The 16,981-nt window shown below is 72.9% G+C and carries 12 protein-coding genes; 10 read left to right on the top strand and 2 right to left on the bottom strand.

The features are described from left to right. Positions 1-380 precede the first annotated feature (380 nt). The 9 genes from VF092_17155 (at position 381) to VF092_17115 (ending at position 14,201) form a co-directional block, all read left to right on the top strand. Positions 381-1,667 (top strand): hypothetical protein, encoded by a 1,287-nt coding sequence (locus VF092_17155; protein ID HEX6749030.1) that lies wholly within the window; start codon positions 381-383, stop codon positions 1,665-1,667. Positions 1,668-1,688: 21 nt separating this feature from the next. Continuing rightward, positions 1,689-2,213, top strand: coding sequence for a hypothetical protein (locus VF092_17150; protein HEX6749029.1), 525 nt, complete (start codon positions 1,689-1,691; stop codon positions 2,211-2,213). Positions 2,214-2,230: 17 nt separating this feature from the next. Beyond that, the gene (locus VF092_17145) at positions 2,231-3,763 is read left to right on the top strand and encodes a hypothetical protein (GenBank protein ID HEX6749028.1); all 1,533 of its coding nucleotides are present in this window, start codon (positions 2,231-2,233) and stop codon (positions 3,761-3,763) included. 18 nt (positions 3,764-3,781) lie between these two features. Continuing rightward, positions 3,782-7,189, top strand: a complete 3,408-nt coding sequence (locus tag VF092_17140; protein ID HEX6749027.1) for a hypothetical protein — start codon at positions 3,782-3,784, stop codon at positions 7,187-7,189. Then, positions 7,186-7,893 (top strand): hypothetical protein, encoded by a 708-nt coding sequence (locus VF092_17135; protein ID HEX6749026.1) that lies wholly within the window; start codon positions 7,186-7,188, stop codon positions 7,891-7,893. Before VF092_17140 ends, VF092_17135 begins: the two co-directional genes overlap by 4 nt. 80 nt (positions 7,894-7,973) lie before the next feature. Continuing rightward, positions 7,974-9,743: a hypothetical protein gene (locus VF092_17130; protein ID HEX6749025.1), complete on the top strand. Its 1,770-nt coding sequence runs from the start codon at positions 7,974-7,976 to the stop codon at positions 9,741-9,743. Positions 9,744-9,747: 4 nt separating this feature from the next. Beyond that, on the top strand, positions 9,748-10,416 hold the full coding sequence (locus VF092_17125) for an OmpA family protein (GenBank protein HEX6749024.1): 669 nt from the start codon (positions 9,748-9,750) through the stop codon (positions 10,414-10,416). Continuing rightward, positions 10,413-12,596, top strand: a complete 2,184-nt coding sequence (locus VF092_17120) for a hypothetical protein (GenBank protein ID HEX6749023.1) — start codon at positions 10,413-10,415, stop codon at positions 12,594-12,596. The genes VF092_17125 and VF092_17120 overlap by 4 nt, the downstream gene beginning before the upstream one ends. A gap of 204 nt (positions 12,597-12,800) precedes the next feature. Beyond that, positions 12,801-14,201 (top strand): NAD-dependent succinate-semialdehyde dehydrogenase, encoded by a 1,401-nt coding sequence (locus tag VF092_17115; GenBank protein HEX6749022.1) that lies wholly within the window; start codon positions 12,801-12,803, stop codon positions 14,199-14,201. Positions 14,202-14,289: 88 nt separating this feature from the next. Here VF092_17115 and VF092_17110 read toward each other — a convergent pair whose 3' ends face one another. After that, positions 14,290-14,640 carry a hypothetical protein gene (locus VF092_17110; GenBank protein HEX6749021.1) on the bottom strand — a complete coding sequence of 117 codons (351 nt, stop codon included), beginning with the start codon at positions 14,638-14,640 and terminating at the stop codon, positions 14,290-14,292. A gap of 1 nt (position 14,641) precedes the next feature. Beyond that, complete coding sequence (locus VF092_17105; GenBank protein ID HEX6749020.1) at positions 14,642-15,133, bottom strand: hypothetical protein; 492 nt, start codon at positions 15,131-15,133, stop codon at positions 14,642-14,644. A gap of 281 nt (positions 15,134-15,414) precedes the next feature. Between VF092_17105 and VF092_17100 the strand changes: the two genes are divergently transcribed. Next, a complete protein-coding gene (locus VF092_17100) occupies positions 15,415-16,947 on the top strand; it encodes a PAS domain S-box protein (GenBank protein HEX6749019.1) in 1,533 nt (510 codons plus the stop codon). Positions 16,948-16,981: the final 34 nt, after the last annotated feature.

Genomic DNA, 16,981 nt, shown 5'->3' with positions numbered 1-16,981 from the left:
CAAACGAAGACGAAGAAGCGCTGAAACCGTAGCCGGCAACGGGTCGTACGTCGGCCAGGATCTATCGCGGACACCCGGGATGTCGTGCCGTTGCGCAACTTGTGCCTGCAAGTGCATGTCGGATAGATTGGGCGAATTGTCCTCCTCGCGCCGCCGGATTCCATCGGGATCGGGAGACGCGGCGGCTCGGGAGGATCCCGCATTTTGTTTATAAACTTGCCCGCTCCAGTGGGCGTCCATAGAGTGTCACGGACGCCGGTCTCCGGTCAGCCCGGCCGATCTCCCTGCCGACCTGTCCCCGCACGTTCGTTTCGTCAAGGTATCGCCACATGGTGCCGTCTCACCGACCCGCTCGCAGTGTCTGGCCGCTGATCCTGGCGATGATCGTGCTCGCCGGTGCGAAGTGCGGTGATGGGGCCGAGCCGCCGCGTACGGGTACCGAGCCAGGTGACATGGCGGTCGCGGAGTCCCTGGCGACCTCGCCAGCGCTGCACGCGTGGCCAGCAGAGGCGGGTTCGAAGCCCGTGATCCTGTACGTCGACCGCAGCGGAAGCATGCGCGGGTTCCTCGACCCCGAATATCACACCCGCGTACGCACAGACTACCGCTCGGTAATCGACGGGCTGGTAGTTGGCCTAAAGCCCGACTCGGCGTTCGGATTCGGCACCCGCATCACGTCGATCTCGCCGTCGCTGGGAACTCTCGGAGACAGGACCGTCTACTCGGACAACAACACCGAGTTGGAGAGCGCGCTCGATTTGATTGCGCTCGACATCGGGCTCGGAAAGTCGCATGTGCTCGTGGGAGACGGTCGCCGCTCGAATCCCAACGCGGCTAACGAGCAGTACGTGCGCATCCGTACGCTGGCCGACACATGGGTCCGCTCCGGCGGCACCTTCATGGTGGCGGCTTCGCTGGCGCCCTTCCGCCCCGTGCCCGACGATCCCTCGGGGTGCCGCCGCGCCGGCAACGGCGAAGAGGAAGAAAACGAGGACAACCCGGAGGAGGCCGGTGAGCACGGCACCTGCCCGCTGTACGCCTTCGCTTTCGTGGCTCCGGGGGAGCAGACCCGCATCGCGTCGGTGCTGGGCGACCGGTTCCAGCACCTGTTTGTGTGGCCGGTTCCCGCAGTACCGTCGGCCGGCACCGTCGCCGCGGCCGAGGGCGCCGCGAGCGACGTGCAGTTCGAGCGCGCCTGGTCGCGCGCGGCCGACGGCACGCCGATCCTGCGCACGCGCGGTCCGCAGTTCAGCAACCGCCCCCTGCGGATCCGGCTGGCATTGAAGGACACCACCTCGCCAGCGGGGGTCGCGGCCAACGCAGCGCTTCGCGGCCAGGGGCTGCGCAGCGATCTCTCCGTCAAGCCACTGGACGGCGCGGGCCGCGACTGGGGATCGAGCGCGGCGCAGGGCGGGCTGCTGCGGCAGGTTCCCGGCGAGCCGCTGGCGTTCGAGGCGCTGACCCGCGGGGCCGACCAGCCGCGCTACCTGTACCGCATCGAACTCTACCCCAACGGGGTACCGGGCTGGCTGGACGAGTTCGACGCGGAGAACGCGGGCGACGCGCTGCGCACCTACGGGCTCGGCCGCCTGTTCGAGCTCTTCCGCACCCGGGGCGGACAGCCCGGCGTGCCGCCCGCCGCCCGCGTCTACGTGGTCGCCAACTGAACCCGATTCGAGACCGCCGCAATGCCCGTGTTCCTGCAGACCCTGCTGGGGCTGGCGCCCGACAACGTGGCGCTGACGCCCTGCCCGCCGCCGCCGCCCGGCGACCCCATCGACCCCGGCGGCTTCTACGACCCCTCCAGCGTGTCGAGCGCCTACATGGCGGCCGGCCTGGCCACGGTGGGGCTGGTGCTGCTGCTGGTCGTGCTGGTCTACCTCTGGAACTCCACCGCGCTGGGGCCCCGCTTCGTGCGCCGCTGGTGGTGGACGGGGATCGCCGCGGTGCTGCTGGCCGGCCTGCTGGGCGGGCTGGTGATCGGGCTGTGGCCCACGCACGCGCTGGCCGGCTCGTGCGAGACCAATCCCACCGCCTTCGCGCGGCACCTTCCCTTCCGGCTGGCGCTCAACCGCGGCGTAGCCGGGCTGCTGTGGGGGCTGGTGCTGTACCCGGTGGTGTCGCTGATCCTCACCCGCTCCGTGGGCTACCTTCCGGCCGCGCGGAACGGCTTCTTCCACAACCGCGGCTGCCCCGTGCCCCGCTGGCGCTGAACCCTGGCTGACGAACCATGAGCTCCGAGCTGCTTTCCCCCGGCCTGGCCGGGCGGACGCTGACGTACTTCGGGCTGGGCGGCAGCGGGATCCGCGCCGTGGAGCCGCTGCTGCACCTGTGCGCGCTGGGGCTGGGCCCCGCGCAGCTGCGCCTGGTGCTGATCGACCCCGACGAGGCCAACGCCGCCGTCACCCGCACCCGCCGCCTGATCGACCTGTACCGGCAGGCGTGGGCGGCGCTGAAGGGCGCGGGAACCCCGGAGGGGTACTTCCGCACCCAGGTGGTGGACGCCATCCCCGGCTCCCTCCTCTGGTCGCCCATCGCCGACGACCGCAACCTCCCCGACGCCCGCTTCGCCGCGCGCGTGGACGCCTCGCTCCTGCACGGGCAGCGCACCTCGTCGCTCGGGCACCTGTTCGACCTGCTCTTCGCCTCGCGCTTCCAGGAGATGGACCTGGGGATGGGGTTCCGCGGCGTCCCCTCCATCGGCACCGTGTTCATGAACCGGCTGCGCGACCAGCAGTTCTTCGAGCAGCTGCTGACCGACGCGCAGCAGCAGGCCGACTCGGTGTTCTTCGCCGCCGGCTCCATCTTCGGCGGCACCGGCGCGGCGGCCTTCCCCGTGGTGGGACGGGCGCTCACCGACGGGCTGCGGGGGATGGAGGGGCGCCCCGAGATCCCCGGCGTGGCGCGGCGGCGGGTGAGCGGCGCCATCCTCCTTCCCTACTTCACCCTTCCCGCGCCCGCGGGGCGCGAGGGCGACGCCGGCCCCCGCCCCGAGACGGCGCTGTTCGCGCAGAACGCGGCCGCGGCCATCCCCGCCTACACGCAGGACCAGGCCGGCTACGGCAGCTACTACGTGCTGGGCGACGGCGAGCCGCGCGAGCAGGAGCACAACGAGGTGGGCGGCGAGCGCCAGGCCAACCGCGCGCACTACGTGGAGCTGTTCGCCGCGCTGGCCGCGCTCGACTTCGCCGCGCACGGGGGCGAGAAGCCCGAGCAGGCGCTCCCCGTGTTCCGCACCATCGCGGTGCGCGGCCAGAACGTGTCCTGGCCCGACCTGCCGATGGACGAGGCGTCGCGGCGGCGGCTGATGGGGGGGATCGTGGCGGCGCACACCTTCCTGCGCGTGTTCCGCCCCGACGGGCGCCCGCGCGCCGGGCTGGCCCCGCTGCTGAAGGGCGCCACCTGGCTGGAGGAGCTGAAGATGAGCTCGGCCGAGCTGCAGGCCGGCTCGCGCGCGCTGGACCTGATGGGCGAGTTCTATCTCCAGACCTGGAACTGGCTGGAGGAGATGCGCGGGTCGCGCCCGGCGCTGCAGCTTGCCTGCACCAACAGCCGCCCGCCCACCGCGGTGCGCCTCGACGAGGTGATCGACGGGCGCCGGGGGAGCGGGCGCACCGCCCCCGTGAACGACGACTTCGAGATCTTCCGCCACTGGAACCTGGCGGCGCGCGACCGGCGGCGCACGGGGTTCGGCGGGTTCCTGGAGGTGCTGCGCGAGGGGAGCGAACGCTTCGTGGACGCGCGCTTCAACGAAGCGGCCTGAACCGGGAGAGAGACCAGCATGCCCCGCAACCTCCTGCCCCGCCTGCGCTCGGCCGCCAACATCAAGGTCGCGCAGGAAGGCGCCTGGACCATCATCCCCTCGCCCGCCGAGCTGGCCCGGCTGGAGTACGCCGCCGACGACGCCGGCGAGCTGCGCACGCGCATCCAGTCCATCCCCAGCCCCTGGGCCCGCCTCCTCCTCTTCCGCGCCGCGCTGGGCGACCCCGACCACCCGGCGCGGGTGCTGGTGGAGAACGAGATCCTCGACGCGCTGGAGCTGCTCTGGTCGTCGGAGTCGCTGAAGGGCGTGACCCTCGACTTCCGCCGCGTGCCGATGGCCGACCTGCCGCGCCTCGCCGCGCAGTCGGGCTCGGAGCGGGTGGAGGGGCTCTCCGACGCGCTGGTGCGGCTGGCCCCGCGCCGCCCCACGGGCGAGCCGGCCATGGCCTCGCTGGTGGTGGCGGTCCTCAACCAGCAGCGCCCCGTGGTGGGCTCGTCGCCCTACACCCTGGTGTTCACCTCCGAGGACGCCGCCAACCCCGGCTCGCCCCGCCTCTTCCGCTACGCGCAGGGCGAGAAGCGCCGCGAGTTGGTGGAGCGCTCGTTCGGCTTCCAGGCGTACGTGGCGCGGGTCCTCCTCCCCCAGCTGGCCGCGCTCCCCCCCGGCCCCGACGTGGAGGCCACCACCGTCCAGACGCTCCTCCTTCCCTGGCTGCGTGGGCAGGTGGCGCGCTGCGAGGCCGCGGCGGGAACGCGGGCGGCGCAGGTGGCCGAGCCCGATCCCAACCAGCCGTGGGACTGGCACGCCGCCGCCGCCGACCTGGGGCTGCAGCCCATCGAGCAGCCGTTCGCGGGCGTCACCCTCTTCCGCCGGGTGCGCGGGCGCGAGCTGGAGGAGAGCCCCTGGCAGCTGGTGTCGAGCAAGGTCACCCGGCAGCGGCCGCTGGTGATCGACCCCGGCCTCTTCGACGGCGTCTACTTCGACGGCGCCGCGCCGGTGCCGCTTCCCGACTCGCTGCGCGGGCTTGACCGCGAGGTCCTTCCCGGGCTGGGGATGAGCCACCCCTGGGTGAGCCCCGCGGTGGACTGGCTGACCGACCAGCTGCTGCTGCTGAACGAGCCGCTGCAGCAGGAGAACGTGCACGGGCTGCGCGGCTACCGCTGGCACGGCCCCGCCGACGACCCCCGCTTCGGGCTCCCCCGGCTGGCGCTGCCGCTGCGGCGCGAGTTCTTCCGCTACTTCACGGCGGAAGAGCTCGACGACATGCTGTCGATCGAGGTTCTTCCCGGCGGCCGCATCGAGGTGACGCTGCGGCTGAAGGTGGGCAACCCGTCGTCGCCGCGCGCGCTCACCATCCGCCGCGCCTACACCGACGCCGACGTGCGCCGCGAGCCGGGGCCGGCGCTGGCGCTGTGGCCGTCGTTCCGGCACCCCGACTGGACCGACTACGTGGTGTTCCGGGCCGACAGCAGCACGCAGCTGGCCCGCTTCTACCGCGTGGATCCGGTGCTCGACGGGCAGACGCTGGCCAACGAGGTGGTGTCGCGGCTGCCCCTGCTGCACATCGCCACGGCCGACCGGGCGCCCGAGGCGCTGGAGATCCTCAACACCATGAGCGGCGAGGGCGCGCAGGCGCTCTCGCTGGGCGTGGTGGTGCCGCGCTACCGGCCCACCCCCGGCGTCACGCAGACCTCGTGGCAGGTGGGCGTCGACTTCGGCACCTCGAACACCGTGCTGTCGCTGCGCGAGAACGACGAGACCGCGGGCGAGGTGTTCGCCATCTCCGGCCTCACGCTGGCGCTGACCGAGCCGGCGCCGGGGACGCAGCAGCTGATGGAGGCGTACTACTTCCCCTTCACCGTGGAGCGGCGCCCCTTCGGCACCGCCGTGGTGCACCTGAAGGCGCTGCCCACGCTGCACCTGGAGCAGGAGCCGCTGGGTGGGCGGGTGAACGTGCCGTTCAGCGGCTACGTGCGCGAGTACGAGTCCAACGCCATCGCCGGCGAGCTGAAGTGGTCCGACGCGCCGCACGCGTACTTCCTCTCCGCCTCGTTCCTGCGCCACCTGGTCGCGGCGGTGCTGGCGAACGCGATCCAGAACGGCGTGTCGCCCGCGCGCGTGACCTTCACCTGGGCCTATCCCCGCTCGTTCCTCCCCAGCCAGGTGTCGCAGCTGGAGTCGATGTGGGACAACATCGTGCGGCTCTTCTCGAAGCTGGGGGTGCGACCCGACGCGGCGCAGGAGCGGACGGACGAGAGCCGCAGCGTGCTGCGCTACTTCTTCAACACCGCGGTGGTCTCGCCCGCGGGCGACGAGAAGGTGATCCTGGACGTGGGCGGCGGCACCACCGACATCGCGGTGTACGGCCGCGGGCGCGTGCTCCTGCTCGACTCGGTGATCCTGGGCGGGCGCAACCTGGCGGGGCCGCGGCGCAACGCGGCCACCCGCGAGGCGCAGACCAACCCGTTCGTCGAGGCGTTCGTCAACTGGGCCAACAAGGAGGGGAACCTTCCCGCGCAGGACGCCGACGCGCTGCGCGCCTACCTGGCCGACCGGCAGATCCACCTGGCCTTCAACTATCTGGTCACCACCCGCTGGTTCCAGGAAGGGAAGGCGGCGCTCTTCGCGGCGCGCCGCGAGTTCCACGACTTCCAGGCGCTGATCTTCTACCTCTTCTCGGCGCTCTTCTACTACGCCGGCCTGACCTTCCGGGGAATGGCGGAGCGCGACGGGAACGCGGCCGACGGCGGGGCCGCGGCCGGGGGCGACGGCGGCGTCCGGCTTCCCCGCTCGGTGGTGGTGGCGGGGAACGGAAGCCGCTTCCTGGGATGGCTGACCGATCTCAAGACCCCGCGAGAGAACCCCTTCCACCGCGCGCTGGCCGGCGTGCTGGCGGCCGGCGCCGGAGTGAAGGCCGACGCGCCGCGTCCCGGCGTGGTGCCCAGCGAGAACCCCAAGCTCGAGGTGGCGCTGGGGCTGATCGCCAAGGTGGACCCCGCGGGGCTGAACGAGGCGGGCGCCGTCACCACCCCCGTGGTGGGCGAGGCGGTGCAGCTGCGCACGGGCGACGAGGGCACGGCGCGCACCTATTCGCCCGCCGCCTGCTACGGCGCGGGCGAGCGCATCAAGCCGGCGTACGTGCGCGAGGCGAGGTGGGAGGACGGCGAGCTCGAGGTGCAGCGCTTCCACCGCGCGGTGATCGACGCGGCGCGCGAGGTGGCCGGCCATGGGCGCCAGTGGAGCGAGCTTCCCGACCGCTACCGCCGCGTGTTCGCCGAGGTGGAGCCCGAGATCCGCGACCTGGCCAAGAGCCGGCTGGAGTACCTGGTGCAGCACGACGGCGAGTTCGCCGGCTCCATCTTCGTGCTGGAGTGCTCGGTGGTGCTCGACCGGCTCCTCGACGCCTTCTTCTCGAAGCGCGCATGAGCCTCTTCGTCCTCGTCCTGATCGTGCTGGCCGCGGTGCCGGGCGTCTTTGCGCTGGCGCTGGTGATCCGCCGCCGGCCGATCCCCCCCCCGCCGCCGGTGGACCGCGAGCCCGCCCGCAACCAGCGGACGGTGGTGGACCCCGACGAGGCGCAGGCGCGCACGCTGGTGCCGGCGCTCGAGCGGCGGCTGCTGGCGGTGGAGAAGGAGGCGGCGGAGCTGAGGCAGCTGCTCGGCGCCATGCAGGAGGACGTGCGCGACCTGGCCGAGAACGCCCGCGCCGCCGCACCGCCGCGAAACGAGCGCGAGTGGGACCGGGGGTCTCCCCCGCGGCCGGTGGAGCGGCCGCTCCGCGGCGCCGGGGCGATGGAGGACTACGACTACGGGACGCACATGGTGGACCTGGGCGGGACGGAGCCGGGCGGCCGGGGCGTGGACCTGGAGGGCGGGCAGCTGGTACTCTCGCGCTCGCTCGAGGCGGTTGCCACGCTGGCGGGCGGCGGCGACGGGCGCCCGGCGCGGCTGTCGCTGAACGAGAGCATCGAGATCGACCACATGGCGCTCGACCGCTGGAAGGAATTCTTCGATTTCGAGGGCGGCGCCGCATACCGGCGCTACCGGACCACGAAGGCCGCCCTGGTGGACTGGAACGAGTCGGCCGGGCGCGGCCGGCTCATCGAGAAGGGCGTGGCGAAGCAGCTGTGAGCATCACCGAACCTGCCCCGACGGGCGCGTCTCCATCTCCCCCCGCTTCATCTCCCCCAGCATCGCGCGGACCGGCACCCGTGCGGCGTGCCGAGATGCTCGACCTGCCGCAGCGCGGCGACCGGATCGCGCTGCGCTGGTGGGGCGTGGGCGTGGCCGCCTACCTGGGGCTGTCGCTCGTCTTCGTGGTGACGCTGCTCAGCCAGGGCGGGCGCGCGCCCGCCGCGGGCGCCGACTCCGCCGCCGTGCGCGCCGACACCCTCCGCCGCGGGTTCGGCGAGATCGTGGGGCTGGGGCACGACCCCAACTACACCGTGGCCGCGCTGGTCATCGCGGGGATCGCGCTGGTGGCGGTGACCCTCGTCCTGGTGCTGCAGGAGATCTACGAGCCGCGCATCGGGCTGCGCGACGAGGAGCAGGACGTGGAGTGGGTGCGCCGCCACGGGCGCGAGGGGCTGGGGCTGGTCTTCGCCGTGCCCGCCGAGCGCGACCGCCTCTTCGCCGCGGGCGAGCGCTCCATACCGCACGAGAAGCAGACGGTGGAGACGCTGGTGGACGACCGGGTCTGGCACGTGATCCAGGCGCGGCGCAACCCCGCCGCGTCGGGCGTGTCGCCCGAGGAGCTGCGCGGGATCGCGCAGCAGCGCACGCTCCGCTTCGGCTCCTTCGCGCGCTACGCCAGCTCGCTCCTGCTGCTCCTGGCGGTGCTGGGGACCTTCGCGGGGGTCAAGACGGCGCTTCCCGAGCTGATCACCGCGCTCTCCACGGCGGGCACCGACACCGGGAGCGTGGTGGCGCCGCTGCAGAAGGTGGCCGACGCCTTCGGCGGCAACGCGCTGGCGCTGATCGGCGCCATCGCGGTGGGACTGGCCGGGCACGGGATGGCCGTGGGGCGCCGCCACTTCCTGGAGCGGCTGGAGATCGTATCCGTCAAATACATCTACGGAGACGAGAGCGCCCAGACCACCGACACGCTGCAGGCGGCCGTGCACGCGCTGCGGCGCACCGCCGACGAGTTCAAGTCGTCCAACGGCGCGCTGCTGGGGATCGAGGCCAGCCTGGAGACGCTGGGGAGCGACTTCAAGTCGGCCATCTCCACCCTCGACGACCGCATCGTGCAGGCGCTGACCCAGCAGGAAAAGGGGATGTACGAGCGCACCTCCACCCGGCTGCAGGAGGTGGAGAAGTACGTGGGCGAGCTGGCCGACGCCGTGCGCGGGAACGCGCTGCAGTACACGGCGCTGATCGACCAGGTGGGCGCGCGGGCGAGCGAGTCGCGCGGCGCGCTGGGCGAGATGCAGCGCGCCAACGAGCGGCTGACCCAGGCGCTGGAGGGGCTGCTGGCGCTGGGCACCGCGTCGAAGGAGGCGTCGGACGAGGTGCGCACCAACGTGCGGGTGCTGGTGGAGGGGACCGCGGCCGTGCAGGAGCGGATCGACGCGCTCACCTCCGGCATCACCGTGGCGCAGCCGGCCATCGACCAGCTCGACGGCGCCCTGCGCGCCGCCGTGGGATCGCTGGAGGGAATGGAGCGGCGCGCGCAGGAAAGCTGGGGGCGCGTGGGCGACCAGCTCGTGCAGCGCCTGGGCGAGGGGCTGCGGGCGCTGGCCCCCGCGGCGCCGGCGCCCATGCCCGTCGTGCACGACCGTCCGGGGGTGGTGGAGGGCGGGGCGGCGAATCCCGAGACGGTGAGCCTGCTGCGCCGCATCGCCGCCGCGCTCGACGACCAGCGCGAGCGCGAGGCGCGGCGCTGGCGCATCGCCACGCGCGTGGGGATCGTCGCCGCGGCGGGCGGTCTGGTGGCGGTGGCGGCGGCACAGGGGTGGCTGGCCGCGCTCTGGCCCTGGTGAGCGCATGGCCGAGATCGAGCACGACCCGGAGGAGCACAGCCCCTGGCCCGCCTTCGCCGACCTGCTGGCGGCCACCTCGCTCCTCTTCCTGATCCTCTTCGCCGCCACCACGGTGCCCGCCATCGGCCGCAACCGCGCGCGGGAAAGCACCCTGGCGCGGATCGACTCCGCGCTCACCCGCACCGCCGAGCGCCACCGGGTAAGCGTGAGCCGCCCGGGCGACTACCTGCTGCTGCGCATCGAGGGCGACGCCACCTTTCCCCAGCGCCGCTCGGAGCTGGCGGACCTGAGGCCCGAGGGGCGGCGGATCCTGCGCGCGTTCGGCACGTACCTGCGGTCCGACAGCGGGCTGATCGCCTCGATCGACCAGATCCAGGTAGTGGGGCACACCAGCCGCGAGGGCGCCGACTCCACCAACTGGCGGCTGTCGGCGGCGCGCGCGGCGTCGGTGGCGCTCTTCCTGATCGACTCGGTGCACATCCTCCCCTGCCAGGTCACCGCGCTGGGGCGCAGCCGCTACTATCCCCGCAGCCCCGAGCGCGCCCGCGCCAGCCGCGACCCCGACCCCGCCGACCGGCGCATCGAGATCGAGATCCGCCCGCGCATCCCCGGCGACGCCGAGCAGGAGCGGCAGCGCGGCCGCTGCGTGCAGGACACGCAGAGGCCGCGGTGACGCAGGTCTCTCCGCTGCTCGCCGAGGCGCTCGCCGACGCGCTGGCGGTGCCTCCCGGGCTGGTGGCCTACCTTGCCCGCGCCGAGCGCGACCTGCGCGCGGCGCTCGACCGTCTCCAGGCGCTCCCCTCCCCCGCGCTTCCCCTGGTCGAGGAGCTGCGCGCCGAGGTGGCGCGCGCGCTGGACGACCGCGAGCACGGCGCCCTCCCGCGCATCCTGCGCCGCCCCCTCTGGCAGCTCGACACGAAGAGCCCGGCGATCCGCGCGTTCGGGAAGTATCTCCGCGATCTCTCGGAGCGGGTGGAGGCGGCGGCGCTCCTGCAGGCGCATGCTGATCGCGCCGCTGAAGCGCTCGCCGCGCTGCACGACCGCTTCGCCCCGCGGCTTCCCACGCTCACCGCCCGGCTCCTCGGCGAGGCCGGGGTGTCGGGCGACGACCTGCGCCGCGTGCGCAAGCCCGCCGACGTGCGGGTGTTCCTGGCGCGCCTGGAGCACGTGTCGGCGCGGCTGGCGGAGCTGGCGGCGGACCTTCCCGAGCAGGCGGAGCTCCTCCCCGCGCGGGCGGAGGACGGGCCCACGGTGGAGGAGCTCTGGGTGCTGCTGCGCGCCCGCCGGCGGCTGCGCGAGCGGGCGCAGGCGCGCCCCGCCCGGGCCGTGGCCGCGCGGGACGAGACGGCGCGGCAGGTGCACGCACTCTCCGCCGCGGCCGCGGGCGAAGCGGCGGAGGCGCACGGCGGCCAGCTGGCGATGGAGCAGCTCGCCGGCAGCGCGCTGGGCGAGCCGGGCTTCGTTCCCGCCGGGCTCGAGGTGCCGCTGTGGACGGCGCTGGTCGCCAGGGCCGCGGCGGCGGTGCATCGCGCGGGGGCGCGGCCGGCGTGGCGCCCCGCGGTGCGCCTTCCCGCGCCGCCCGCGGAGCCGCTCCGCACGCAGTCCACCCTCTTCGTGATCCCCATCGACCGCGAGTGGGCCTGGATCACCCCCGACACCCCGTCTCCCGTCCGCCTCCGCGCGCTCTCGGCCGAGGCGGGAAAGGCGGTTCAGGCGCGGGTGTTCGCGCCCGAGCGCGCCGAGGTGGGCTCGCGGATGGCGGAGCTGGACGTGGCGCCGCTGTTCGACGGGACCGACGCGGCGATCCCGGCCTGGTACGTCACCGCCGATCCGGCGCGGCTGCGGGTGGCGGCGGCGTTCCGGGGGGGATGGTTCGCGCGGGTGGAGAAGCGCGGGTCGGTGCGGCGGATCGACACCCCCGCCTGGTCCGAGCAGGTGGCGGAGCCCGGCGCGCTGCGCCTCCTTCCCCCACCCGACCAGATCGACGCGCCCGGCGGGATCGAGGTGGGCCCCGCGCCGCTCCCCGGCCACGCCTTCCTGGGGCTGCGCACGCGCGTGGTGCACGCCCCCTTCCACCGCCATCCCACGGCCTGGCTGCGCGGCGGCGACGGGTCGGCGGCGGTGGACGAGGCGCTGGAGCACGAGCGCGAGCTGTTCGCGGCGCTGGAGCGGCGCTCGGGGGCGCGGGGGCTGCGCTACCTGGCGCGCGCGGCGACGCCCGGCGGGGCCGAGCGGGGGATCCTGTACGCCGCGCCCTTCGCGCTGCGTGCCGACGGCTCGCCGGTGGTGGCCGCGTGGCTGCGCGAGCGGCCGCTCTCCTTCGTGCGCGCGGTGGCCGAGGCGCTGGTGGCGGTGCACGACACCGGCTGGGTGCTGGGCGTGTGCCACCGCTCGATGTTCGCGTTCTCGGCGGGATACGGCGGGCGCGAGGCCGACGTGCGGCCGCGCGCCCTGCTCTGCTACGCGCCCTTCGCCGTGCCGGCCGGGCGCTACTTTGCCGCCGACACCGGCGCACGCGGATACGCGGAATACGAGCAGCTCGGCTACGGCGCCATGCTGCCGTGGCTGACCGGCGCCGAGGTCGCGCTCCCGGAGATCGACGCGCTCGCCTTCGCCGTGTTCGCGCTGGACCTGCTTCCCCGCCGCCCGCCCGCCGACACCCGCCGCCACCGCTCGTGGGCCGACCTCGTCGCCTACGCCGCCATGGCACCCTCCGAGGCGTTCGAGCACCCCCGGCTCGCCACGCCGTTCCTCGCCGCCCTGCGCGACACCTCACAGGCCGGCGCGGTGCTCGAGATCATGCGCGGCCTCGCCGGTGAGAGTCGGGCGGGCGTCGCGGTGGCGGACGGATGACGCTCGCGATCCGGTCAGGAGGAGGAGCGGAAGCGATTCATCATCGAACGATCAGTGACTTGCGGGATCGAGGCCGGACGTGCGTCCCGATGCGCGTCCGGCCTTCGCTTTCCACGCGGACTGCGCTGCGCGGGCCCGCGCCCGATGCTTGCGTGCGATCGCGAGCGGATCCCACGTCTCTCGTACGATCTCACCCGGAACCCGATGCCCATCACCACCATCAATCCCGCCACGGGCGAGGAGCAGCCGACGGGGCTGGAGAAGCACACGCCCGACGAGGTCGAGCGCAGGCTGGCGCTGGCCGACGAGGCGTTCCGCGCGCACCGCCGCACCTCCATCTCCGACCGCGCGGCGAAGATGGCGCGCGCCGGCGAGATCCTGGAGCGCGAGAAGCTCGATCTCGCCCGGACGATGACGACGGAGATGGGGAAGACGCTCAAGTCGGCGATCGCCGAGGCGGAGAAGTGCGCCTGGTCGTGCCGCTACTACGCCGAGAACGCCGCGCGCTTCCTGGCCGACGACGCGGTGGAGACGAAGGCCAGGCGCTCGTACGTGCGCCATCTCCCCCTCGGCCCCGTGCTGGCGGTGATGCCGTGGAACTTCCCCTTCTGGCAGGTCTTCCGCTTCGCCGCGCCGGGGCTGATGGCGGGGAACGTCGGCCTCCTCAAGCACGCGTCCAACGTCCCCCGCTGCGCGATGGCGATCGAGGACGTCCTGCGCCGCGCGGGCTTCGCCGAGGGCGTGTTCCAGACGCTGCTGGTGGGCGCGGACGCGGTCGCGGGGATCATCGACGACCCGCGGGTAAAGGCGGCCACGCTCACCGGCAGCACGCCAGCGGGGAGCAGCGTGGCCGAGCGCGCGGGGAAGCGGTTGAAGAAGACGGTGCTGGAGCTGGGCGGGAGCGATCCCTTCATCGTCCTCCCCAGCGCCGACCTCGACGCGGCGGCGGAGACGGCGGCGAAGGCGCGATGCATCAACAACGGCCAGAGCTGCATCGCCGCCAAGCGCTTCATCGTGCACGCGGACGTCTACGACGCGTTCACCGAGCGCTTCGTCCGCGCGATGGAGGCGCAGAAGGTGGGAGATCCGATGCGGGACGAGACGGACGTCGGTCCGCTGGCGATGGAGAGTACGCGCGACGACGTGGAGCGGCAGGTGCGCGACTCCGTGGCCGCGGGCGCGAAGGTGCTGACCGGCGGCGAGCGGATCGAGGGGCCGGGATGGTTCTATCGCCCCACCATCCTGGCGGAGATCCCGGAGGACGCGCCGGCATACCGCGAGGAGGTGTTCGGCCCCGTGGCCCTCCTCTTCCGCGCTGCGGGCGCGGACGACGCGATCCGCATCGGCAACGACAGCGACTTCGGCCTGGGGAGCAGCGTGTGGACGCGCGACGAGGCCGAGGCGCGGCGCTTCGTGGACGAGCTGGAGGCGGGGATGACGTTCGTGAACGCGATTGTGGCGTCGGACCCGCGGCTGCCGTTCGGCGGCGTGAAGCAGAGCGGCTACGGCCGCGAGCTGGGCCGCGTCGGCATCCACGAGTTCATGAACCTCAAGACCGTCTGGATGGAGGACGAGGGCCCGGCCGAGCACCCGGCGTCGGAGTAGGTCCGGTCAGATCCGACGTACGCGATGGACGCGAAACGGCCGCCCGACGCAGGCGGCCGTTTGTCCTTCTGGTGATCACGAGGGGATCTCAAGCCGCGTCGCTCGCCAACCCGGTGCTCACGCTCTCGAAGAGCTTGGCCAGGTAGTTCTTGCGGCCAGTCTCGGAGGGCTGCTGGATGACCTGCCGCAGATCGCGGCGCTCGTCGGGGCGCAGCGTCCGGAGGTTGCGAAGCACGGCGCGGTGGATTGCCTCGAGTTCGCGTTCGCTCGGCTCGAGAAGGCCGGTCGGATGCAACTCACGCGAGAGCTCGCGGTCGGCTTTCAGCCGGTCGATCAGTTTCGCTTCGGCCCTGTGCAGGCGCCACACGGAGTAGATCGAGAGAATGGCCAGCGCGGTACCGGTCAGGACGCTGAAGACCATCAGGACGTCTTGCCACATCCTACCCATCCTCCTCGGGAAGGAACTCCAGGAACGATGCCCTTCCGGCCACGTGCCGCATGTACCGTTCTCCAGCATGTGCCGCGCCGAACACGAGCAGCGCCCACACCGGCGCCGAATCCAGCGGCCCGCGGCTGGTGGGCCCGTGCTGCGCGGCTGCTGGCGGCACGCCCGATGTCTCACGGCTCACGGCGTTTCCATAGATTGCCGCGAAGATCAGGCCCGTTACCAGACTGGCGCCGAAGAACAGCCGGCTCGCCGATGACACACCGATTCCAATTATATAGAAGGACGCGCCCAGCAGAAGGGAAGACGTTCTCACCCGGCCGGTGAACGCCAGCTCGAATCCAAGCGGGAGCAGCGGTACCAGCAGGTGGAACAGGAGGCACAGGACATAGTTCTCCCAGTACCACGGCAGGAAGCCCTTGAACGGCTTCGGTCGACCGGCAGGGGGCACGCCGGGAACGTTGGTCCCTGGAACGTTTGTCGCCACGGATCATTCATCGGTGGGTATTCTGTACCGTTTTTGGAATAGTACGACCCCTTTCGCGTGCAGGCAAGGCGGTACGAGTCCGACGTGGCGATCTCCTTGTCGAGGAGCGAAGGGGTGTCTTCGGCAGGGTGAAATTCCTTCCATGGTGTCTCGCACGCGGGCGCTGTTTCCCGGGGATCCCGTTCAAATTCCCTCCAAACCTCTGGCGCCGCCCGGACATTTTCTGTAACTCTGAGATCCCCGCCCGGTTCGGTCATCCCGTCATCGCCCCGCCCTCCGCCATGCCCGAACGCCGCCGCAAATCCATCCCCGACCCGCTGCCGCCGGCGCCGCCCTCGCGCGACGAGCTGTACCGGCTGCTGGTGGAGCACGTCACCGACTACGCCATCCTCATGCTGAGCCCCGACGGCCGCGTGGCCACGTGGACCGAGGGCGCCGGACGGATGCTGGGGTGGAGCGAGGCGGAGGTCGTCGGCCGGCCCGTCTCCGTCCTCTATCCCCCCGAGGACGCGGAGCGCGGAGCGCCGGAGCGCGACCTGCGCATCGCTGAGTCGCAGGGGAGGTGCGAGGCGGTGGCGTGGCGCGTCCGCCGCGACGGCTCGCGCCTGTGGGCCAGCGTCGTGCTCACCGCCGTCAGCGACGAGGAGGGGCGGATGGTGGGGTTCGGCGTGCTGATGCGCGACCTGACCGAGCGCCGCGAGGTGGCGCGCCGCTACGAGGAGAGCCGCCAGCGCTACCGCTCGCTCTTCGAGAACAACCCCGACGCCGTCTGCTCGTTCGACCTGGACGGCGGCCTGCGCACCGCGAATCCCGCCGCCGAGGCGCTCACCGGCTACGCGGCCGACGACCTGGTCGGCGAGCCGTTCTGGACGCTGGTCGTCCCCGGCGCGCGGGCGTCGGCGCGCGAGTTCTTCACCGCCGCGGCGCGGGGCGAGCCGCAGTACACCGAGACGGCGCTGACGCACTGCGGCGGCACGCGCGTGGACGTCAGCCTCCGCCTCCTCCCCATTGTGGTGGACGAGGCGATCCTCGGCGTGTACTGCATCGCCGAGGACATCACCCAGCGCAAGCGCGCCGAGGCCGAGCGCGAGACGCTGCTCCTGCGCGAGCGCATCGCGCGCGCCGAGGCCGAGGCCGCCGCGGCCGCGAAGGGCGACTTCCTGGCCGTGGTCACGCACGAGCTGAAGACGCCGCTGAACGTGATCACCGGCTTCGCCGAGCTGCTGCGCGACGGCGAGGCGGGGCCGCTCACCGATGCACAGGCGCGCCACCTGGACCGCATCCGCGCGGGCGCCCGGCAGCTGCTGGGGATGATCGACGACGTGCTGGCCTATGCGCGAATGGACGCGGGCGAGCCGCTGCGCCTGGACGCCACCGACGTGCAGGCACTGGTGGGCGACGCGGCCGCCGGCGTGCGCGGCGACGCCGAGGCGCGGGGGATCGAGGTGGCGGTGGAGATGAACGGCGCGTGCATGGCCGAGACGGATGCCACGCGGCTGCGGCAGATCGTCTGTCATCTCCTCGGCAACGCGGTGAAGTTCACCGAGCGCGGCCGGGTGAGCGCGCGTACCCACCGCGAGCCGGGCGCCTTCGCCGTGGTCGTGGAGGACACGGGGATCGGGATCGATCCCGAGCACCTGGAGCGGATCTGGGAGCCGTTCTGGCAGGCCGAGCACCCGCTCGTGCGGCGCGCCGGCGGCACGGGGATGGGCCTCGCCGTGGCGCGGCGCATGGCCCGCCTCATGGGCGGCGACATCGAAGCGCAATCCGCCCCCGGCGAGGGGAGCACCTTCACCGTGCGCCTGCCGGGGTGAAACGAATCTCACGCAGAGGCCGCAGAGGACGCAG

It is taken from the genome of Longimicrobium sp., from assembly GCA_036377595.1.
In the GTDB taxonomy this organism is placed as follows: Bacteria; Gemmatimonadota; Gemmatimonadetes; order Longimicrobiales; family Longimicrobiaceae; genus Longimicrobium.
This window is presented reverse-complemented; position numbering and strand designations above follow the sequence as displayed.